The sequence below is a fragment of the Candidatus Seongchinamella marina genome (assembly GCF_026262685.1).
Lineage (GTDB): Bacteria > Pseudomonadota > Gammaproteobacteria > Pseudomonadales > Halieaceae > Halioglobus > Halioglobus marinus.
In genome coordinates this window covers 878,290-897,807 of the sequence record NZ_SHNP01000001.1, presented here as the reverse complement: position 1 = coordinate 897,807, position 19,518 = coordinate 878,290, and the positions used below count along the sequence as shown (strand labels likewise).

The window sequence follows — 19,518 nt, the reverse complement described above, 5'->3', positions numbered from 1 at the left end:
TTACAGCAGCTTTACCGGGAATGAGTCTTTGCGGCGCGCGATTGCCCGCTCCAGAATATCTTGCTTGCCTTTGGGGCTCTCCATAAACCATTCAGTGATTTCCCCGGCGCTGCGAAAGCAACCCTGACAAATATCATTACCGTCCAGAACACAAATTGAAATGCAAGGTGACTGCGGGCCAATATCGTTCATGTCTGCTCAACCAAGTCCTGAACAAAGCGCTTGGCATTGCCTACGTAATGATCGGCATTACGCTGCAGTTGCAATTGCGCCTCATCACTCAACTGCCTGACAATTTTAGCCGGTGAGCCTAGCACCATCGAGCCATCAGGAATTTCAGTGCCTTCAGTAACCAGCGCATTTGCGCCTATCAAACAGCCTTTGCCCACACGTGCACCGTTGAGCACGACCGCATTGATGCCGACCAACGAACCATCGCCAATCGTACAGCCATGCAGCATGGCGTTATGGCCCACTGTTACATTTTCGCCAACGATCATTGGGTAACCTGGGTCAGCGTGCATAACAGTGCCATCCTGGATGTTACTTCCTGCACCAACCTCAATACGATCCGCATCACCACGCAGTACGCAGCTAAACCAGACGCTGGCATTGTCATGCAAAGTGACATCACCAATCACTGCCGCATTGGGCGCTATAAAATGGCCTTGGCCTAACAGCTTTACCTGTTTATTCCCCAGAGAGTACTTCATGGTCTAGTATTCCAATCACGTTGTAAATCAAGGCCCGCATCGTAGGCAATATTTGCCATCATAGCCAGCACGGCAGCTGTTACACCCCAGATATTGTCGTCATTCATTTGATAGTGCGGCACCATTCTCTCAGCGCCATTTACCTGCATTCGCTCCAGTCGAAACAAATCAACATCAGCAAAGCAGCTCAAAGGCTGGGTAAACAACGAGTCAAATTCACCGTAGTCAATTTTCAGCTCCAATTGAGCAGGTACACGAGCGATACAGGGGTGAACTTCAAACCCTGTTCTTGTTACCAGCGGAGATAATTCTCCGAGCGCATGTACCAGCTCTTCTCGAACCCCAACCTCCTCCCAGGCCTCGCGTCTTGCAGTTACCCAAGGGGTAAGGTCTTCAGGCTCGCGCTTACCGCCGGGAAAAGCGATTTCACCCGGGTGATTTTTCAGGTGCTTTGCCCGTCTACCCAGAAGCACTCTGGGCTCAGCCTCGTCTGACAGCATCACCAGCACTGCCGCCTGCGGCAGGTCGCTGTGGTCCCAGACTAAGCCATTCAGCACCAGCGAATTTTCCAGTGTTTGCAGAATGGGAGATAGCAAGCCCATCAGGCCAGCGCCTCTGTCCGGAAAGTAATGCCAGACCTAAACACCGCGTTCCTGCTCCGCATAGAACTGGTCGGCGAACTGCTCCAGTCGGCCCTGTTCGATAGCTTCTCGAATACCCGCCATGTGTTGCTGATAGAAATATAAATTATGAATAGTGTTTAGCTGAGAACCCAGAATCTCATTACATTTGTCCAAGTGGTGCAGATAAGCGCGACTGAAGTTTTTACAGGTGTAACAGCCGCATTCCTCATCAAGTGGCAAGGTGCTGGTTTTATGTCTTGCGTTGCGCAGTTTAAGCGCTCCGTGCGAGGTAAAAATATTGCCGTTGCGAGCATTGCGAGTAGGCATGACACAATCAAACATATCCACCCCCCTGCGCACGCCCTCTAACAAATCTGCAGGTGTACCCACTCCCATGAGGTACCTGGGCTTGTCTTCAGGAAGAAGAGGCTGCATGACCTCAAGCACAGACATCATTTCGTCCTTGGGCTCGCCCACAGACAGGCCACCAATAGCGTAGCCATCAAAGCCTATCTCTTTGAGACCGACGAGCGATTGTTCTCGCAAGTGGGAGTACATGCCGCCCTGGACAATACCAAATAACGCTGCCGAACTATCAGCGTGCGCGGTTTTGCTGCGCGCCGCCCAGCGCAGAGACAACTTCATGGAATCGCTAGCCTCCTGCTCCGTGGCCGGGTAAGGCGTGCACTCATCGAATATCATGACAATGTCTGACCCAAGCTTGCGCTGTATGGACATTGATTTTTCCGGATCAAGGAAGACTTTCGACCCATCCACCGGCGACTGGAACTTTACCCCCTCTTCAGAAATTTTCCGCATATCGCCAAGGCTAAACACCTGGAACCCGCCTGAATCGGTGAGGATTGGACCATTCCAGTGCATAAAGTCATGTAAATCGCCATGCTGCTCGATGATATCAGTACCGGGGCGAAGCCATAAATGGAAGGTATTGCCCAGAATGATCTCGGCGCCAATTTCATGAATATCCCTGGGCAGCATGCCTTTTACGGTGCCATAAGTTCCCACTGGCATGAATGCCGGGGTCTCAACGGTGCCACGGGGAAAATGTAGACGGCCTCGGCGCGCATCCCCATCACTCCCAAACCGCTCGAAGCGCATGCGACAATCACGGCTCATTGTGAACTTTCTCCCGCACTCAAAAACATGGCATCTCCGTAACTGAAAAATCGATAAGACCTTGCGACCGCCTCCTCATAGGCGTTCATTATATGCTCCTTGCCCGCAAAAGCGGCTACCAGCATCAGCAAAGTAGACTCCGGCAAGTGAAAATTCGTCACCATGGCGTCAACCGAACGGAATTGATACCCCGGGTAAATAAAAATATCCGTATCTCCGACGAAAGGCCTTATCTCACCGGTGGTGCTGGCAGACTCAAGAGAGCGCACGGCGGTAGTACCCACCGCTACGACTCGGCCGCCCCGTGCACGTGCGTCACTAACCGCGGCGCAGACGTCTTCCCCTACTTCTACAAATTCGGAATGCATAATATGATCGAGAATATTGTCTTCACGGACGGGTTGGAAAGTACCCGCTCCAACGTGCAGAGTCACCTTGGCAGTGCGAACATCCAATTCGGCGATCTGCCTCAGCAGATCGTCAGTAAAATGCAGCCCCGCGGTAGGCGCAGCAACCGCACCCTCGCGCTCAGCAAACACAGTTTGATAGCGTTCCTGGTCAGCTTCTTCATCCTGCCGTGCGATGTATGGTGGCAGCGGCATGTGTCCTATATCCCGCATGATATCAGTCAGTGGCAGGCCGCCTTCACTGGAGAGCATAAACAATGCCCCCTCTCTCCCCGTAACCTCCAAACGGTAATCGCCGGGGCTAGCGCCTTCACGCTCTGCAAGCAAAATTCGGGTGCCCGGTCTGGGGGATTTACTACAGCGAATATGAGCCAGGGCCGAGTGTGTGCCAATGACACGCTCGATCAGGATTTCCAGCTTACCGCCCGTTTCTTTTTGGCCCCAAAGGCGTGCCGGAATCACTCGAGTGTTATTGAAGACCAGCAAATCATCGCTTGTTAGCAAGCCTGGGAAATCAGTGAAATTGCGATGTGCCATCGCCCCATCAGAACCGTCAAGGCACAATAGCCGACTATCACTTCGCTCAGGTAATGGATACTGCGCTACCAGTTCCTCAGGAAGATGATAGGAAAAATCTGTACGCTTCATCGATTAATACCGTAAACCAGCGGATCCACACTCACTGACGTCCATTCATAGACACAGAAGCCGGCACAGGGGCCGGCTTCTAAGGGTGCAACCTGCTAAAGAGATTACTCTTCCTCAGGAGCCTCTTCTTCGGCAGCCTCGGATTCTTCTTTTGCAGCTTCAGGTTCTTCTGCAGCAGCTTCAGCTTCTTCAGCGGTCTCTTCCTCAACCGGCGCTTCTTCGGGTGCAGCCGCCGCTGCTACCTTTATCAGGTCTTCCGCCAGTAAAATTTTGACTTTTTCTTCAGCATTAACAGCATTTTTGTTGGCATCCTTTACCGCATAGCGGTCATCGCTGCGCTTGAAGATGCTGTAATCTGCAGTTTTCTTAACCAGTTTCATGGCCATGTTCTTTTCTCCTCAAAGGTACTCAGATCATCCGCACTTTCAGCGGCCTGGGTATAAATTAGCTGCTCTCGACGGAACTGGCGCGGAGTTTACAACCAAATAGGGGCGGGGTTAAGGAAAAATATTGCAGTTTAGAGGCCGATTGCTATAATCCGGCGCTCTCCAAACAGACGTCCAGGCGCTCTTTGCCAATTCAGCCTTTCTGAGCTGAGACACAGAGCAGTGGAGAACGAGATGCTGCGACGTCATGGGTTAAGAGTAAAATGCCGGTGTGGTGGAATTGGTAGACACGCTAGATTCAAAATCTGGTTCCTTCGGGAGTAACGGTTCAAGTCCGTTCACCGGTACCACTCTCAACCTAAAATAATTGCACATTGCAAGCCACGTGCTCATCGCGTGCATCCTTTGTGTCACTCAATAGTGAATGTGTGCGCATCCCCTAAGCGCATGCAGGAGACAGGGTGAGGTAAGCCTTTCGCTCACAGCTTGAACAGGCAGTTTGATAACCATCAGACTGACCAATGAGCTGATTAAAACGCCTCTTTATTTGATCGAACAAATCTCTACTTTTCGCTCGTTTTATCTGGAAATGCAGCCCGCGCGCACCTAAATTCGATGACTGAAATCATCTGAAAACAGGACCAACGGGTGAAAAATTTTGACCTCACCTTCAAAGGAGATATTCTGCCTAACTACGACCCTGCTCACGTTCGCGAGGGCCTGGCTGAGTTGTTTCAAGTTCGCGACCCCCTCGTTATGGACGAGTTGTTCTCCGGGGGTACCTTCGTATTACGTAGTAATTTGGGACGCAAGTCGGCAGCGGACTATTTCAGAAAGATTACTGATATCGGTGGAGTAGCAGAATTGGTGCCTACTGAGTCTTCGGCTATCCCCACAGACGCACCCAAACAGCAGGTAATGACCCGAGTACAGAAGGAGAATACGGGCGTGTTTTTTGCCTCCAGCCCTCACCGTGCCAGAAAGGGCGAAATTATCAGCGACCCTGCAGTCGACGCTCTGCTTGAGCCTGAAGAGACCTCAGCGACTATTTTAGAACCAGCCGTGCCGCCTGCCAATGAAATCCTGGCAAAACTGCAAGACCTGAAACTGGACGCGAAAACCAGTCACAAGAGCAAGCTGAAGCAGTTGAGCCAGATGCAGAAAGAGGTGAAAGACGAAAATGCATCAGCCCTGAAGAACGTCGAGGTAGAGAGGGAGGCAGCCTTGCTCGCCGCGAAGGAAGAATTTGCCCGCTTGCAGCAGCTGGAAGCCGAGAGCAAGGAACAACTCGACAAAAGCCTTTCCATTCTTTCTGCAGAGGAGGCCGAAAAGAAACACAAACTGCAGCGCCAAATCAAGCAAGTGAATGAGCAAACTGCAACGGCATTAAAGAAAGACGAAGGCACCGCTACACAACTTGAAATTGACCGCTCGACTTGTCAAAAGTTGGCCGAGGAAACTATTGAAAGCTTGAAAGCGAAAATTGCTGCATCAGAAGCACAGGTAAAGCGGGACCTGTTAGCAATAGACCGTTTGCAGCAGGAAGCGGGAGCCGTGTTGCAGCAAGAGCAAGCACGACTGGCAATGAAAGCAGAGTCGTTACAGGGAGCCTATCAGCAAGCCATTAACAGCCTGCGAATACAACGGCAGGAACACGAGCAGCAGCAAATGACTGAAGTGAGTGAAATTCGCCATCTCCGTCAACTGGCTGATCGCGCGCGCGAAGACAGGCTTGCCGAACTCTGGAAAAAGGAACAACAGCTCAACAACAAGGTTCAGGAACGCCTCAACGAGCTGGAAAAAATACGAGCGAGACATGAGCAATCGCTGGATGCTCGACTGCGGAGGTTCAAGGAGGAAGAAGAAAAGATTAAACGAGGCGAGGTTGCTCTTACTTGACTTGAAATTCTGAACCGATCGGTTCAGAATTATTGTCTTCTTAAACAGCCGAGCGATGATTTCTTATGGCACGCCCCTCCTCTTTCAAGCGGGATGCAGCGGTCGATGCAGCGCTGAAGGTGTTTTGGCGCAGGGGCTATGCGGCCACGTCCATGCCAGAACTACTCGGCGCCATGGGTGTGGCAAGAAGCAGCTTTTATGCATCATTCTCCAGCAAGCGCGAGCTATTCAGGGAGTGTCTTGAGTTATTCGGCAACCGCACGCTGGCTATTTTGGCGATGCCCGGATCTTCCCGCGAGAACCTTGCCCCGATTCGGACATTCTTCTTACAAACCGTCAGCGAGGCACCCGAGCAGCGAATTTCCCGGGGCTGCATGATGGTCAACAGCGTCTTGGAAATGGCGGACGTTGACCCCGAGTTACAGCTACTGGCACAAACCAAGTTGGATGAAATACAGGACCGATTTCGGCAGCTGCTAACGAACGCACAATTGACTGGCGAAATGACCGACACCCACAGCCCTGCTGAACTGGCTGAAACCTTGATGACACTGAATCTCGGCATTCGCGTCCAATGTAGAAAGCAGGTTGACCGAATTCGTCTACAACAATCGATAGACATCAGTCTCACTCTATTTGGCATCGCCGCCTAACCCCATAAGGAGCACATCATGATTGCCGAAACGATGACTTATGAAAAAAAATTCGCCACTGTTGACGGCAAAAGAATTGCTTATGTTGATGTGGGCTCAGGTGACCCCATCGTATTACTACACGGCAATCCGACCTCTTCCTTTTTGTGGCGCAACGTCATTCCCGAATTAGAGGGTAGTGGCCGAGTAATCGCTCCAGACCTGATCGGCCAAGGTGACTCCGACAAACTGCCCGCAAGCGACGGCGCCGATCGCTACAGTTTTGAGGTGGCCTATCACTACTTGGCCGGACTCTTGAAGGAGTTGGGCGCAGAAGAAAAGGTCACTCTGGTGATTCACGATTGGGGCAGCGGCCTGGGTTTCCATTGGGCTATGAATAACCCGAATGCGATTCACGGCGTTGCCTATATGGAAGCTATCGTATGTCCACTCAACTGGGATGACTGGCCTGAAGGCGCCAGGGGAATTTTCAAAGGCTTTCGCTCTGAAAAAGGGGAAGACCTCATTTTGAATCGAAACATGTTTGTTGAAGCCGTTTTGCCAACCTCTGTCATCCGCGAGCTCACCGAAAAAGAGATGGCAGCCTACCGGGAACCCTTTTCATCATCGGACGATCGTCAGCCTACGCTCAATTGGCCAAGGCATATCCCTATCAATGGCGAGCCCGCTCACATGGTCGACCTGGTCAACGCTTACGGCACTTTTATGGCGGGCAGCGACATTCCCAAGCTATTCATCAACGCGGACCCAGGATCAATCCTGACCGGCCCGGCCCGCGAATTTTGCCGGCAATGGCCCAACCAACAAGAAGTTACCGTCAACGGCCTGCATTTTTTGCAGGAAGACTCCCCTGTCGAAATCGGCCAAGCGGTAGCCAACTGGCTAACGAACATTTAATTACCCCCAACACAGGAAATAACACATGTCTGATGCACCAGCTTACGTCATTGCCAATTTCATCGTTCACGACAAGGATGAATACCGTAAATATGAAAAAGGATTTTTTCCGATATTAAATCGTCATCAAGGCGAATTTTTTACCTTCGACGACAAGCCAGTGACCTTCGAGGGCGCAGAGCCCAGGGAAGGTCGAATGGTTATCTTCAAATTTCCGAACGAAGACGCTGCCAAGTCATGGTATAACGACCCGGACTACCAGCAACTGTCAGAGTTTCGCCGCGCCGGTACAGACCTGAAATTCATTACCATGGTGCACGGCCTTCCACCGCGAGACTAGGAAGCTGGTTTAGCGACGACTGGTGGCGTGCCCTGTCTATAAGAACTTGATGGTATCGCTGGCGAGAAATTCTTCGCCAGCTCTACTCTCGGTAAAAAATTGGAGAACAGGTGGTGGAGATGGAGATAGATACACTCAAGGACTTTGCCCTTGGTTTTATCGAGGTGAGCGCTATTGTGCTGAGCCTTGCGTTTGGCCTGTTGATCATTGCCATCGTTTATATGTACGTAGTCGATATCACCCAGACCTCTCAGACCATACGTCGCAATTATCCCGTTATTGGCCGCTTTCGTTATTTTTTTGAACATCTGGGGGAATTTTTTCGACAGTACTTTTTCGCTCTTGACCGCGAGGAGCTCCCCTTCAATCGCGCTCAGCGCTCATGGGTATACCGTGCTGCCAAGGACATTGATTCCACCGTGGCGTTTGGATCAACCAATCCGTTAAATCAGCCCGGAGATTTTATTTTTCTAAACGGCCTGTTTCCGCCGCTCGAAGAGGAAGTAAAGCCACGAACAGACATTTGCTTCGGTGAAAACTTCGCCGCTAATCCCTTTCAAACTTCTTCATTTTTCAATATTTCTGCAATGAGTTTCGGTGCCTTGTCTGCGCCGGCAATTGCAGCCCTCTCTACCGGCGCCTCCAAGGCAGGGATTTGGCTGAATACTGGCGAAGGCGCTATCTCCCCCTACCACCTTAAAGGCGGCTGTGACGTTATTTTCCAGATCGGCACAGCTAAGTATGGGGTGAGAGATCAGACGGGCAATTTGAGTGACGACAAGCTCCGTGAAATCGCGGCTCATGAGCAGGTGCGAATGTTCGAAATAAAGCTCTCCCAGGGAGCTAAGCCCGGCAAGGGCGGAATACTTCCTGCAGCCAAGGTCACCGAGGTCATTGCCAGTACAAGGGGCATACCCGCAGGCGAGGATTCCCTCAGCCCCAACCGCCATCCCGACATCAGCTCTATTGCAGACTTGCTCGAGATGATTCACCGAGTACGCCAGGTAACCGGCAAGCCTACTGGAATCAAAGCAGTCATTGGGCAATCAGCATGGCTGGACGAATTGTTCCAGGCAATCCAGGACAAGGGCCTGGACTATGCCCCTGATTTTTTCACTGTCGATAGTGCCGACGGGGGCACCGGCGCGGCACCTCAGAGCCTGATAGATTTTATGGGCTTACCGGTAAAGCGCAGTCTGCCATTAGTCGTGGACAAACTGGTAGAATACGGTCTGCGCGACAGAATTCGAGTGATTTGTTCGGGCAAGATGATCAACCCGGCAGGCGTTGCCGCCGCTCTTTGCCTGGGCGCAGACTGCGTAAACTCTGCCAGGGGCTTCATGTTCGCACTTGGCTGTATTCAGGCATTACAATGCAATAAAAACACCTGCCCCACAGGCATCACTACGCATGATGAGGACCTGCAAAAAGGCTTGGACGCAACAGATAAGGCCGCACGCGTCGCCAAGTACGCGCAGAATCTTATGCACGAGGTCGAAGTTATTTCCCATTCCTGTGGCGTGGCTGAACCGTCTCTGTTGCGGCGTGAGCACGCGCAGATCATCAACGAAATGGGCAGTCCGCAGGCGCTGACTGAAATTTATCCCGACGCGCGCACGCGATCGCAGTACCAAAGCGGTAGCTAGGTCAAAGCCTCCGGCCAAGGATGGTGACTCTCAAAAATGCAGCCCTGCCCAAGAAGTAGGCCTGGGTAACGATGATGATACGGTCAGGGGCCAGGAGTGCAGTCAAAGGCTTAAATACCACCACCAGGCTCTGGCCTTCTCACCGTAATAACCCTGCTTGAATTTAAGAGGCCTCGTTTGCTCGGTCAAATTCCGCTTTTTTCATCGCTTGCACCTGTTGCATTTGGTGCCGATAGGCGTCAATAACCTTCTCCATACCTGATTCTGTAAGTCCGCCTTCATTTCCCGCGGACACATACGTTGCATACACGGCAGATGCCGACATCATAGCTGCGGAAATAACGTGAGTGCCCACGTTCTCATCCTTGATTGTATTGGCAAGATCAATAAAACGATTCATGCATTCGTGGTGAAGTTCGGCATCAGATTTTGACATCGGTTAGCTCCTGAAAACAGAGTATGAGAAAGCGAAAGAGTCTAGCACTTTAGAGCGACGGTGCGAATCACTGCAACGGCTAAAAGATACTTAATCAGCCCCCGGGTAAATTCCCCCGTTCGCAGAAAATGCTCAGTTTGTTCCCAGACCACGGAATTCAAAATCATGGTCTTATGCAGCCTAGGTACTTGTAAAAAGTCCATCATTCCCGGAACGATAGTTTCTGCAACAGACACAGTTCCATCGCTGGGCTGATCGGGAAAGCCCGGTAGAGACGTGGTATTTCTCAAGTTGCCCGCAATGACTCCTGGCTGAAACCCCACTGGTCCCAATTAACGCACAAACTACTGCTGTCGCCAGCCCAACTGATCTATAGCGAGCGGCTTAAATTCGCCCCAAAAATCGAAAGCCCCCTCCGCTCTCGACTCCACTTTAGAGGCGTCTAAGACAAGCCGATCTGAACACGCCATGCAATAGCGCCACACGTTCCTTAGGGGACTCGCTTTGCGAACTAGCGACAGGGCTTGCCAAAGCCAAGACCAAAAGCAGATAACGCGGCTAGATCACTGAACATAATCAGGGTTCTTAGCCGCTACATCGACCTCTAAGTTGCACGTCAGCGGTGTTATTTCCAATGTGACCTCCTCCTGTTTTTTTTTGCTATCATTGGTCCAAGCCCCGGAAGCAACCCCCGGAACAGACAAGTACGACTTTACCAGGACCCCGAATGAAGCTGTCGGCACACACGATTAAAACTTCCTGCGCCCTTGCCAGCGTGTTGTTCGCCACGCCTGCTGTTTGCGATGAGGGTCAAGCTTCAACTGAATTTTCAGCTGAAGTAGGACTGGGAGCTGAATATGATAGCAACGTCACTATCGACGAACTGGATGCCTCCAGTAGCGAGAGCGACTATTCACTCAATATGGATGTGGAACTGCAACTGGATCATCAGTTCAATGACACAACCAATGTCGCAGCTACTTACAATTTCAGCCAAAGCAACTACGACCAGTTCAGTTTTCTTGACAGGCAGACACATTTGCTGGGACTTGATCTCGGCACCAGCTTTCGCAAGATCAACTCCGGACTATCGCTTTACTATATCAACGCTCGCCTCGACGGCAGTGCTTTTTTAAAATACTACCGGGCTTCCCCGTACCTGTCCGGGTTTCTCGCCAAAAAGTGGTTCGCCCGCGGAGCCTACGTATACTCTGACAAAACGATTGAACAAAACCAGGGACGCGATGCCCAAAGCCATGCGGGCGAACTGGATCTCTACTATTTTCGCCGGGGCTTACGTAGCTATTTTAATTTCGGTTACAAATACAAAGATGAAGATGCGATAGAGGATCGTTTCGACTACGCCGCCAACAACATCAAGGCCCGCTATGTCCATAGGTTTGATGCATTTGGCGATGTCCTCAAGACTGAGTTCTCGTGGCGTTATGAACACCGTAATTACAGCTCAGTAACGCCAAGTATAGGAGAGGAGCGCGATGACAAGCGACATCGATGGCAGGTGGATATTGAGTACCCGGTTCTGGGGTCTGGCGCAATCGCGGTCTACGCGGGCTACGCTGACTACGACTCTAATTACCCACGCTCAGACTATGACCAAGAGGTGGTAGGGACCCGGCTGTCATACAGCTGGTAATCAAGACTCGTCAAAGCGCAGCAACCCATAACCATAAATTTCATCGCGTCCTGGGGGCCCAAGGTCTTCCGCTGATTGGTATAATGATGTCATCACGTCTTTTTCAGGGTGTTGACTCATGAGATTGGCCGCCGCGGTTACCGCAAATGGCACTGCAAAAGAGGTTCCCGAAGACGCAACATAGCCTCCCCCAGCTTTCGCGTGCAGCAAACCAACACCCGGAGCAGCGATATCAAGATAATCGCCACGGTTCGCCAGACGGAACACCTGGTGGCCCTCATCGACTGCAGTCACCGCTACAACCGAATTATACGCAGCCGGATACATTGGCTTGGCGATCGGGCCGCCGTTTCCAGCCGCAGCCATGACCAGCACTTCCCGCTCGGCGGCGCGTTGAAGCGCAGCTTCCAGTAATCGATTAGGGGGGCCAGCCAGACTGATATTAACGACATCAACCTCTGCCGACATCAGCCAATCAAGCGCTCGCAGCAAACTTACCGTCGAGGCAATTTCACCTCTTTCAGCGTCCTGTTCAAAAACCGCAGCCGCATACAGCTGGGCATTCGGTAGTAGTCCCTGATAACCGGCGTCATTAGCCGCGATGATTGATGCAATAGCGGTGCCATGAAAGTCGGGGAGCTGTGCTCCCTGCGACACGAAAGAACGGCTCTGGATATTAGCAGCCGTGAATGCCGGGTGGTCGAGATCCACCCCACTATCAATCATCCCGATACGGGGTGTAAGTTGCGATCCTCGCTCAGGCATATTGATCGCAGCCCTGGGAGTAAGACCAGTGTTATTTACCGCCAGCTGTGATCCCGCTGTATAAATGTGATTAAGGTCCACCTCAGCTCTATCCTTGCCCACCACATCGAGCACTCCGCGGCGTACCTCGGTTATGTCAAAGCTGGATGGCCCGGCCACCTCCGCAATGCGCATGCCCAGAGCGGGCAGATCGGTGACGGTATCGAAAAGGTAACCTTTCTCAGCTAACTCCTCGAAAACCGCAGGCTCAGCCATTACCAGCCACTGCTCGCGATGTATTCTTTGCTCATCGACATCAAGATCGGTCTCCAGGTCATCAAGAATGTCATCAATCTGACTTTCGAAACGCTCTTCTACGATGTCAGCCACTTGCAATTCAGCAGAGGTTTCAACCACTTGTTCTACGCTACTCTCGACCGCAGTTTCAACCTCGCCTTCCACACTCTCCTCAACGTTCGATTCAACACTCTGAGCTACTTCTTCCTGCACAGCATCTTGTATTTCATCTTCAACCGAATCTTCTACTGTACTGGCTACGGCCTCTTCGACGGCCTCCTCAACGACCTCTTCGACACTTTCTTCCACGTTCTCTTCGACGTCTTCAGTGACCGCATCGGCAATCTGTTCTTCAACCGTATCTTCAATGGCGTCTTCCACGCTGCCTTCGATGGTTTCTTCGACTATCTGTTCTGATTCTTCTTCAATTACCTGCTCGACTACTTCCTCGACAGCTTCTTCAACCTGTTCTTCTATTACTTCGACCACGCGGTCGCCAGGGCCCAGCGTTAACCGGTCTTCGATGGCTTCTTCTACTGCTTCTTGCGCGCTTTCCTCAGCTGCCTCTGCGATGGCGTCGTCTACGGCTTCCTCGACGACGTCTTCGACAGATTCTTCTAGATCGTCTTCAATGACCGAACCGACCAGCTGCCCAGGAACCTGAGCCAACGCCCCATAAGGAATAGCAATGACCAAACTGAGCGCTATGAGAGCCGCACGCAGCAGACCAATACCACTGGATATATCTAATATGTTCATATTTTTCAGTAACTTGCGCAAATCATGCTAATATTTACCGTCGCAACAAAACGTCGTCTAGTGTATTAATGACGTGCCGCGCCAAGAAAAATTCCAATTGATGGAATAAAATAATGCGGCTAAACGTCCAGTATTTTAACAGGATTTGTATGTCAGCGCTCAAGGATTCGCAACGTGAAGCCCTAATGGCCGAACTGGGTGGATTACGCCGTTACTGCTACTCGCTGACTGGCAATGCCGCTGACGCGGACGACCTCTTGCAAACGACCGTTGAAAAGTTGTTGCAAAAAGGAATGCCAGAAGACGCTCATCCTGCCAAGTGGAGTTACCGGGTTTGCAAAAACGTCTGGATTGACGAGCTGCGAGCCAGGAGTGTTAGACAGCGTTATCCGGCGTTAGCCGATGAAGATGACGAGTCACATTCTACCGAGGAAGTCGCTGGCGGCGAACGGAAATTAGAAGCTGTATCAGCAGCGCTGGAAAAGCTGCCGGATGAGCAAAGGCTAACCCTGACCCTGGTGACCGTAGAAGGAAAGACCTACGCTGAGGCAGCAGAAATACTCGAGGTTCCCGTTGGGACCGTTATGAGTCGCATCGCCAGAGCGAGGAAGAATTTACTACAGCACTACAGCCCCGATTAAACAGATGGCTGACGAGACACTATTATGAACGAGCAGGATTACGAATTACTGTCCCAGTATCTGGACCAGGAACTGGATGACGACACCACCCGTCGACTGGAGCAGCGTCTAACTGCTGAGCCAGACTTGCAGGATACGCTAAATCGCCTCGGGAGCCTTGATAACCGACTTAGGCAGGCATATTCCGGTACTGACCAGGCCCCAAAACATATTCTCGACATGCTCCGCCCAACCCCCGCAAACGTTGTGGCATTCCCACAGCGCAGGCGACCCGCCTGGCAATATGCAGTCGCAGCGTCCCTAATAGCTGCGGCTGGCCTGGTATTAGCACCACAGTGGCAGGCGCCCGCCACCACCGCTCCATCACTTGCCTCGGTACTAGAGACCACGCCCTCTATGGCTGACGGGTGGAAGGCTCTCTCGGATGGCAGAGAAATGCGCCCGGTGCTCAGCTTTAAGGCGGTCGATGGCACCTGGTGCCGAGAGTACCTTGTTGCGCTCGAAGGCGCCGCAGAACATGGTGTTGCATGCCGTGATGACGGCCGCTGGAATACTCGCGTCCTGGCTCCCACCAGCATCCCAGGAGACGCTTCTGACTTCCGCCCTGCGGGCGCGGGGGATTCAGATGTAGTAACCAATTACCTGGCTGAGAAAGCTGAGGGTATAGCACTTAACGCAGCGGCGGAAAAATCTATCATCTCCTCCAACTGGAGCGAGTAGGTCCATAGATATACCCCTTGGCCCGGTTGTCGCAAGATCGCCGGGCTTTTTTATGCTCAAAACATCTACGGAAGTCACAGCGACGCTAAGCGTTAAAAGGTTTTAGCGAACGCTAAATGATTGATTTAAAAGAGAAACAGGGCCTGCCACCCCATGTAGGTGACAGGCCCTGAAGTTCAGTGCGGAGGGCTAGCGGTCCCCGCTCTGGGAGGCATGAGCCATAGATCCAAACAAGCTACCTTGTCCAGATCTATAGCGAAAAGAGTGAGGTCGGCGGTGGCAGCAACGCATTCTGTGATGTCCGTGTGGACTTTCGCGCGTATCCAAATAACTGACAACCCGTTACCTCGAGGTGGTGTTTCACTCCACTTTAAAAACATGACGTGCATGCCACCCGCTTTATTCCATCATTTTCGAAAATAATCTAACGATTTGTAAGCTACCGCCCCGGTCAGAGCGCCAAGGCGGTTAATCGCCTCACCAAAACCAAAAAAGGCCACCTCTTAGGTGACCTTTTTCAACAGTTTTATGGTCGGGACGGCAGGATTTGAACCTACGACCACCACACCCCCAGTGTGGTGCGCTACCAGACTGCGCTACGCCCCGAAACCCGCTTTACCAGCGAGGCGGCATTATACTCAATACCGCACTGCATACAAATACTATTTCGAGGGCGATAGCGTTTTCAGCAGTTCTTCCAACTCTTCGATAGTTTCCTGAATAACCGCTGTTATATCGACGCCTGTAGGGCCATTGTCCTGGTCGGTCATGCGCTGTCGAGCGCCACCAATCGTGTAGCCCTGATCATATAGTAGGCCGCGGATTTGACGGATGGTGAGCACGTCGTCACGCTGATAGTAACGGCGGTTTCCGCGGCGCTTAACGGGCTTTAGCTGAGGGAACTCTTGCTCCCAGTAACGCAATACATGAGGTTTTACGGCACAGAGCTCGCTGACTTCGCCTATGGTGAAGTAGCGTTTGCCCGGAATGGCGGGTAGTTCATGGTTATTGCTCGGTTCCAGCATATTCCTCTACTCGGGCTTTGAGCTTTTGTCCAGGACGGAAAGTCACCACCCTACGGGCTGATATCGGTATTTCTTCCCCGGTTTTCGGGTTACGCCCCGGCCGCTGGCTCTTGTCACGCAGGTCAAAATTGCCAAAGCCTGACAACTTCACCTGCTCATTGTTTTCGAGGCAGGCGCGGATCTCCTCGAAAAAGAGCTCAACAATCTCTTTGGCTTCCCGTTTGTTGAGCCCAAGCTCCTCAAACAGGCGTTCTGCCATTTCAGATTTTGTTAGCGCGGTCATCGTCCCGTTACCTAGTTCCTAAGCTCGGCTTTATACTTTTTCTCCAGCGAATCAACGACTTGGTCGACTGCCAGATTCACGTCTTCGTCACTAAGAGTGCGTGAAGAATCTCTGAAAGTCAAACCCAGGGCCAGACTTTTTCGTTTAGGATCAATGCCTTTGCCATCATAGACATCAAAGAGGGTTAAGTCCGTGAGGTAAGTCCCTGCTGAGGCACGAACATTTGCCATAAGTTCGTGAGACGGAACCGTTTTATCCACTAAAACGGCCAAATCTCGGCGAACTTCGGGGAACTTGGAGAGCTCGGCAAACTCGGGCAGATCGCGTTGGAGCAACGCCGAAAGGGTAATCTCACAGGCATAAAGCGGTGCGTTCAGACCTAACTCACTGCACAACGAAGGGTGCAGTGCGCCCAAATAACCCACCACCTCCTCATCACGGTAAATCAGGGCTGTTTGACCAGGGTGCAAAGCATCTCTGCTGGCAACGCTGAAACTGAAGCTCTCAGACGCCCTGGTAAGTTCAAGCAGGCTCTCCAGATCACCCTTCAAATCGAAAAAGTCAGCTGCATCGGAATCAGCATTCCAGGCCTCTTCGAAGCGACTGCCAGTCATCACCATCGCCAGACTGGGCAACTGCTTCAGACCGTCCTCACCTGGCAAGAAACGCAGGCCTGTTTCAAACATCCGTACTCGCGGCTGCTGACGATTGGTATTGCGTAATACCGCAGCAACAAGTCCGGAAAGTAAGCTGGTGCGCATAACGGCCATATCAGCAGATATGGGATTACTCAGGGCTACTGGCTTTAGACCGGGGTCGAACATCTGCTGTAATTTAGGATCGACAAAGCTGTAGGTAATAGCCTCTCTATAGCCTCTTGCCGCCAGGTGGCATCGCAGATCCGATAATGCCAATGATTGTTCAGGACGGGACGGAATCTCAAGATTGGCATTGATCTGCGTCACTGGCAATCGGTTGTAGCCATAAACCCGGGCCAGCTCTTCCAGCAAATCCGCCTCGATGGCAATGTCGAATCGCCAACTTGGCACCGTGCAACTCCATCCTTCATTAGTGGCAGTCACGCCCAAACCAAGACCCGCCAGAATGCGAACAACCTCTTCGCTGTCCATCTCAAAGCCGAGCAATTTTTGAATGCGCGCAGCGCGCAGCGAAACATCCGGCCGAACAGGCAAGTGGGGCTCAGAGACCGTCTCCTGCAGTGGACCCGCCTCTCCGCCAACAATTTCGAGTAGTAACGCGGTAGCCCGCTCCATAGCGGTGGCCTGCAGTTTGAAATCGACACCTCGCTCAAAGCGATGAGATGCATCTGTATGCATACCATAGGACCTGGCTTTTCCTGCCATCAGCTCTGGTGTAAAGAAAGCCACCTCAAGAAACAGATCGACTGTGCTGTCGCTGACAGCAGTTCCCTGCCCTCCCATGACTCCGGCCATGGCTACTGCTTTCCCTTGGTCTGCAATGACCAGCGTCTCGTTATCCAGTTCTACAGTCTGGCCGTCCAGCAACTCCAAACTCTCGCCCTGTTCAGCGGTGCGAACCCTGACGCCGCCCTCCAGCTTACCGTAGTCAAAGGCGTGCATGGGCTGCCCCAACTCCATCATTACGAAGTTAGTGACGTCCACTACTGCATCAATAGAACGCAAGCCGACCCTGCGCAATTTTTCCTGCAACCACAGTGGACTGGGACTGGAAATATCGATCCCGCGAATCACTCGGCTAACAAACCGAGGACAACGCTCGGGAGCCAGCAACTCAACAGGAAAAGAGTCTTCTATTGACGCTGGTACGGCCTCTATTAAAGGCGCTTTCACTGCAAGCTCGTTCAACAGCCCTACTTCCCGCGCGATGCCCGCAAGCCCGAGGCAATCAGCGCGGTTAGGCGTAAGACCGATTTCAATCATTCGGTCATCCAGCTTGAGGTAATCACGAAGATCAACACCCACCGGGGCGTCATCGGCCAATTCCATCAAACCATCACTGGCGTCAGATAAACCTAACTCCTGCTCTGCGCAGAGCATCCCGACGGACTCTGCACCCCGCAGTTTAGCCTTCTTGATTTTGAAATTACCGGGCAACACTCCCCCGACGGTTGCCAGTGGTGCCTTGAGCCCAGCACGCGCATTGGGTGCGCCACACACTATTTGCACCGTCTCGGCGCCCGTGCTTACTTCACAGATCCGCAGCTTATCCGCATCCGGGTGCTGCTGGGCGGAGAGTATTTCTGCCACTAAAACGCCGGTAAATTCACCGGCGACAGGGTCGATCGCATCCACTTCCAACCCGGCCATGGTAATTTGGTGCGCCAGGTCTTCGGTACTAATTTCGGGGCTAACCCATTCACGCAGCCACTGTTCACTGATAATCACTATCTATATTCTCCAGAAATCGCTGTGGTCAGAACTGCTCGAGGAAACGCAGGTCGTTGTCAAAGAACAGCCTTAAGTCGTTGACGCCATAGCGCAACATGGCAAGGCGCTCGACGCCCATACCGAAGGCAAAGCCCGAGTACTTTTCAGTGTCGATGTTAGATGATTCGAAGACTTTGGGGTGCACCATTCCGCAACCCATAACCTCCAGCCATCCGGTATGACTACAAACTCGACAACCGTCGCCACCGCAGTTCACGCATTGAATATCGACCTCTGCAGAAGGCTCAGTGAAAGGAAAATAAGACGGCCTGAAGCGGACATCCAATTCCTTTTCGAAGAACACGCGCAAGAACTCTTCGATGACACCCTTGAGGTCTGCGAAACTTGAATGCTCATCTATCAATAACCCCTCTACCTGGTGAAACATGGGGGTATGGGTCAGATCCGAGTCACAGCGATACACACGCCCCGGACAAATAATTTTTAGCGGCGGTTCCTGGCTCTCCATCACCCTCACCTGCACTGGTGACGTATGTGTTCGCAGCACCGTGTGCTCGTCGACATAAAATGTGTCGTGCATGGCTCTCGCGGGATGATGAGCGGGGATATTGAGTGCCTCGAAGTTATGGTAGTCGTCTTCAATCTCAGGCCCCTCAACCACCTCAAAGCCAATGGCGGCGAAAAAAGCTTCCATGCGCTCCATGGTGCGGGTAACCGGGTGAATACCGCCGGTAGATTGTCCGCGCCCAGGGAGCGTGACATCGATGGTTTCGGCCGCCAATTGCCGGGCTACCGCTGACGCATCCAATGTTGCTTTGCGCTCGCCAATCAGTCCCTGCAACTCCTGTTTCACCAGGTTGATCTGAGCGCCAGCTTGCGGCCGCTCTTCCGCAGATAACTTGCCCAGGCCTTTGAGCAACGCCGTGATCGCGCCTTTCTTACCCAGATAATCCACCCGCAATTGTTCCAGTGCAGCGCCATCACCGGCTGCTTCTATTGCAGCTTTGGCCTCACTGGCCAGTGCTTCAAGGTTTTCCATTAATCTCTATCTCTGAGTGATTAATTTTCGTCTCCCCGCTGTTGGCAGGTATCCAGAAGATTATCAAGGCCTCTGGGTTCCCGCCTTCGCGAGAGTGACGCTAGTATTTTTATGACTGGGAGAACGCATCTGTTCCCCAGCGTGCGGACCCTATTGCCGAGCTTTCGCGACATACCGCATC

Annotated in this window: 21 protein-coding genes and 2 tRNA genes; 9 read left to right on the top strand and 14 right to left on the bottom strand. The window is 52.2% G+C overall.

What is annotated here, in order from left to right:
* The 6 genes from EYC87_RS03990 to EYC87_RS03965 form a co-directional block, all read right to left on the bottom strand.
* Window positions 1-192 (bottom strand): DUF1289 domain-containing protein, encoded by a 192-nt coding sequence (locus EYC87_RS03990; RefSeq protein ID WP_279251718.1) that lies wholly within the window; start codon window positions 190-192, stop codon window positions 1-3.
* Complete coding sequence (locus tag EYC87_RS03985; RefSeq protein WP_279251717.1) at window positions 189-713, bottom strand: gamma carbonic anhydrase family protein; 525 nt, start codon at window positions 711-713, stop codon at window positions 189-191. Before EYC87_RS03985 ends, EYC87_RS03990 begins: the two co-directional genes overlap by 4 nt.
* Complete coding sequence (locus EYC87_RS03980) at window positions 710-1,315, bottom strand: NUDIX hydrolase (protein ID WP_279251716.1); 606 nt, start codon at window positions 1,313-1,315, stop codon at window positions 710-712. The genes EYC87_RS03985 and EYC87_RS03980 overlap by 4 nt, the downstream gene beginning before the upstream one ends.
* Before the next feature lie 36 nt (window positions 1,316-1,351).
* Entirely contained in the window at window positions 1,352-2,455 is a 1,104-nt protein-coding gene (gene tgt, locus EYC87_RS03975; protein ID WP_479723010.1) for a tRNA guanosine(34) transglycosylase Tgt, read from the bottom strand.
* A gap of 14 nt (window positions 2,456-2,469) precedes the next feature.
* Complete coding sequence (gene queA / locus EYC87_RS03970) at window positions 2,470-3,528, bottom strand: tRNA preQ1(34) S-adenosylmethionine ribosyltransferase-isomerase QueA (protein WP_279251714.1); 1,059 nt, start codon at window positions 3,526-3,528, stop codon at window positions 2,470-2,472.
* 104 nt (window positions 3,529-3,632) lie between these two features.
* Entirely contained in the window at window positions 3,633-3,914 is a 282-nt protein-coding gene (locus EYC87_RS03965; protein ID WP_279251713.1) for a hypothetical protein, read from the bottom strand.
* 265 nt (window positions 3,915-4,179) lie between these two features.
* Between EYC87_RS03965 and EYC87_RS03960 the strand changes: the two genes are divergently transcribed.
* The 6 genes from EYC87_RS03960 to EYC87_RS03935 all read left to right on the top strand — a co-directional run bounded on the left by EYC87_RS03960 (window position 4,180) and on the right by EYC87_RS03935 (window position 9,349).
* Window positions 4,180-4,264 (top strand) — tRNA-Leu (locus EYC87_RS03960).
* A gap of 298 nt (window positions 4,265-4,562) precedes the next feature.
* Window positions 4,563-5,813, top strand: coding sequence for a coiled-coil domain-containing protein (locus tag EYC87_RS03955; protein WP_279251712.1), 1,251 nt, complete (start codon window positions 4,563-4,565; stop codon window positions 5,811-5,813).
* A gap of 65 nt (window positions 5,814-5,878) precedes the next feature.
* Entirely contained in the window at window positions 5,879-6,466 is a 588-nt protein-coding gene (locus EYC87_RS03950) for a TetR/AcrR family transcriptional regulator (RefSeq protein ID WP_279251711.1), read from the top strand.
* An 18-nt stretch (window positions 6,467-6,484) separates the two neighbouring features.
* Entirely contained in the window at window positions 6,485-7,363 is an 879-nt protein-coding gene (locus EYC87_RS03945; protein ID WP_279251710.1) for a haloalkane dehalogenase, read from the top strand.
* Window positions 7,364-7,388: 25 nt separating this feature from the next.
* Window positions 7,389-7,703 carry a DUF1330 domain-containing protein gene (locus EYC87_RS03940; protein ID WP_007229095.1) on the top strand — a complete coding sequence of 105 codons (315 nt, stop codon included), beginning with the start codon at window positions 7,389-7,391 and terminating at the stop codon, window positions 7,701-7,703.
* A 119-nt stretch (window positions 7,704-7,822) separates the two neighbouring features.
* Entirely contained in the window at window positions 7,823-9,349 is a 1,527-nt protein-coding gene (locus tag EYC87_RS03935; RefSeq protein WP_279251709.1) for an FMN-binding glutamate synthase family protein, read from the top strand.
* Between the two features lie 163 nt (window positions 9,350-9,512).
* On the opposite strand, the gene EYC87_RS03930 is transcribed toward EYC87_RS03935, so the two are convergent.
* Both EYC87_RS03930 and EYC87_RS03925 read right to left on the bottom strand, forming a co-directional pair.
* A complete protein-coding gene (locus tag EYC87_RS03930; RefSeq protein ID WP_007228965.1) occupies window positions 9,513-9,785 on the bottom strand; it encodes a DUF3144 domain-containing protein in 273 nt (90 codons plus the stop codon).
* 41 nt (window positions 9,786-9,826) lie between these two features.
* Entirely contained in the window at window positions 9,827-10,075 is a 249-nt protein-coding gene (locus EYC87_RS03925; protein WP_279251708.1) for a hypothetical protein, read from the bottom strand.
* Window positions 10,076-10,512: 437 nt separating this feature from the next.
* Here EYC87_RS03925 and EYC87_RS03920 point away from each other — a divergent pair, with 437 nt between their 5' ends.
* Window positions 10,513-11,439, top strand: coding sequence for a hypothetical protein (locus EYC87_RS03920; RefSeq protein ID WP_279251707.1), 927 nt, complete (start codon window positions 10,513-10,515; stop codon window positions 11,437-11,439).
* Here EYC87_RS03920 and EYC87_RS03915 read toward each other — a convergent pair whose 3' ends face one another.
* A complete protein-coding gene (locus EYC87_RS03915; RefSeq protein ID WP_279251706.1) occupies window positions 11,440-13,239 on the bottom strand; it encodes a S8 family serine peptidase in 1,800 nt (599 codons plus the stop codon). It abuts the gene before it with no gap.
* Window positions 13,240-13,388: 149 nt separating this feature from the next.
* On the opposite strand from EYC87_RS03915, the gene EYC87_RS03910 reads away from it, so the two are divergent.
* The gene (locus EYC87_RS03910; RefSeq protein ID WP_279251705.1) at window positions 13,389-13,880 is read left to right on the top strand and encodes an RNA polymerase sigma factor; all 492 of its coding nucleotides are present in this window, start codon (window positions 13,389-13,391) and stop codon (window positions 13,878-13,880) included.
* Window positions 13,881-13,904: 24 nt separating this feature from the next.
* Complete coding sequence (locus EYC87_RS03905; RefSeq protein WP_279251704.1) at window positions 13,905-14,600, top strand: anti-sigma factor family protein; 696 nt, start codon at window positions 13,905-13,907, stop codon at window positions 14,598-14,600.
* A gap of 529 nt (window positions 14,601-15,129) precedes the next feature.
* Here EYC87_RS03905 and EYC87_RS03900 read toward each other — a convergent pair.
* The 5 genes from EYC87_RS03900 to pheS form a co-directional block, all read right to left on the bottom strand.
* Window positions 15,130-15,206: transfer RNA gene (locus tag EYC87_RS03900), tRNA-Pro, on the bottom strand.
* Window positions 15,207-15,262: 56 nt separating this feature from the next.
* Window positions 15,263-15,625: a MerR family transcriptional regulator gene (locus tag EYC87_RS03895; protein ID WP_279251703.1), complete on the bottom strand. Its 363-nt coding sequence runs from the start codon at window positions 15,623-15,625 to the stop codon at window positions 15,263-15,265.
* A complete protein-coding gene (gene ihfA, locus EYC87_RS03890) occupies window positions 15,606-15,908 on the bottom strand; it encodes an integration host factor subunit alpha (RefSeq protein ID WP_279251702.1) in 303 nt (100 codons plus the stop codon). The genes EYC87_RS03895 and ihfA overlap by 20 nt, the downstream gene beginning before the upstream one ends.
* Window positions 15,909-15,919: 11 nt before the next feature.
* The gene (gene pheT, locus EYC87_RS03885; RefSeq protein WP_279251701.1) at window positions 15,920-18,295 is read right to left on the bottom strand and encodes a phenylalanine--tRNA ligase subunit beta; all 2,376 of its coding nucleotides are present in this window, start codon (window positions 18,293-18,295) and stop codon (window positions 15,920-15,922) included.
* A 28-nt stretch (window positions 18,296-18,323) separates the two neighbouring features.
* Window positions 18,324-19,337: a phenylalanine--tRNA ligase subunit alpha gene (gene pheS, locus EYC87_RS03880; RefSeq protein ID WP_007229102.1), complete on the bottom strand. Its 1,014-nt coding sequence runs from the start codon at window positions 19,335-19,337 to the stop codon at window positions 18,324-18,326.
* Window positions 19,338-19,518: the final 181 nt, after the last annotated feature.

Excerpts from the sequence above, each read along its gene's own strand:
- EYC87_RS03905 (WP_279251704.1), top strand. The coding sequence starts at position 13,905 with ATGAACGAGCAGGATTACGAATTACTGTCCCAGTATCTGGACCAGGAA.
- queA (WP_279251714.1), bottom strand. The coding sequence starts at position 3,528 with ATGAAGCGTACAGATTTTTCCTATCATCTTCCTGAGGAACTGGTAGCG.
- EYC87_RS03985 (WP_279251717.1), bottom strand. The coding sequence starts at position 713 with ATGAAGTACTCTCTGGGGAATAAACAGGTAAAGCTGTTAGGCCAAGGC.
- EYC87_RS03935 (WP_279251709.1), top strand. The coding sequence starts at position 7,823 with ATGGAGATAGATACACTCAAGGACTTTGCCCTTGGTTTTATCGAGGTG.
- EYC87_RS03920 (WP_279251707.1), top strand. The coding sequence starts at position 10,513 with ATGAAGCTGTCGGCACACACGATTAAAACTTCCTGCGCCCTTGCCAGC.
- EYC87_RS03980 (WP_279251716.1), bottom strand. The coding sequence starts at position 1,315 with ATGGGCTTGCTATCTCCCATTCTGCAAACACTGGAAAATTCGCTGGTG.
- EYC87_RS03930 (WP_007228965.1), bottom strand. The coding sequence starts at position 9,785 with ATGTCAAAATCTGATGCCGAACTTCACCACGAATGCATGAATCGTTTT.
- tgt (WP_479723010.1), bottom strand. The coding sequence starts at position 2,455 with ATGCGCTTCGAGCGGTTTGGGAGTGATGGGGATGCGCGCCGAGGCCGT.
- EYC87_RS03895 (WP_279251703.1), bottom strand. The coding sequence starts at position 15,625 with ATGCTGGAACCGAGCAATAACCATGAACTACCCGCCATTCCGGGCAAA.
- EYC87_RS03915 (WP_279251706.1), bottom strand. The coding sequence starts at position 13,239 with ATGAACATATTAGATATATCCAGTGGTATTGGTCTGCTGCGTGCGGCT.
- EYC87_RS03940 (WP_007229095.1), top strand. The coding sequence starts at position 7,389 with ATGTCTGATGCACCAGCTTACGTCATTGCCAATTTCATCGTTCACGAC.
- EYC87_RS03950 (WP_279251711.1), top strand. The coding sequence starts at position 5,879 with ATGGCACGCCCCTCCTCTTTCAAGCGGGATGCAGCGGTCGATGCAGCG.
- pheS (WP_007229102.1), bottom strand. The coding sequence starts at position 19,337 with ATGGAAAACCTTGAAGCACTGGCCAGTGAGGCCAAAGCTGCAATAGAA.
- EYC87_RS03945 (WP_279251710.1), top strand. The coding sequence starts at position 6,485 with ATGATTGCCGAAACGATGACTTATGAAAAAAAATTCGCCACTGTTGAC.
- EYC87_RS03990 (WP_279251718.1), bottom strand. The coding sequence starts at position 192 with ATGAACGATATTGGCCCGCAGTCACCTTGCATTTCAATTTGTGTTCTG.
- EYC87_RS03910 (WP_279251705.1), top strand. The coding sequence starts at position 13,389 with ATGTCAGCGCTCAAGGATTCGCAACGTGAAGCCCTAATGGCCGAACTG.
- ihfA (WP_279251702.1), bottom strand. The coding sequence starts at position 15,908 with ATGACCGCGCTAACAAAATCTGAAATGGCAGAACGCCTGTTTGAGGAG.
- EYC87_RS03965 (WP_279251713.1), bottom strand. The coding sequence starts at position 3,914 with ATGGCCATGAAACTGGTTAAGAAAACTGCAGATTACAGCATCTTCAAG.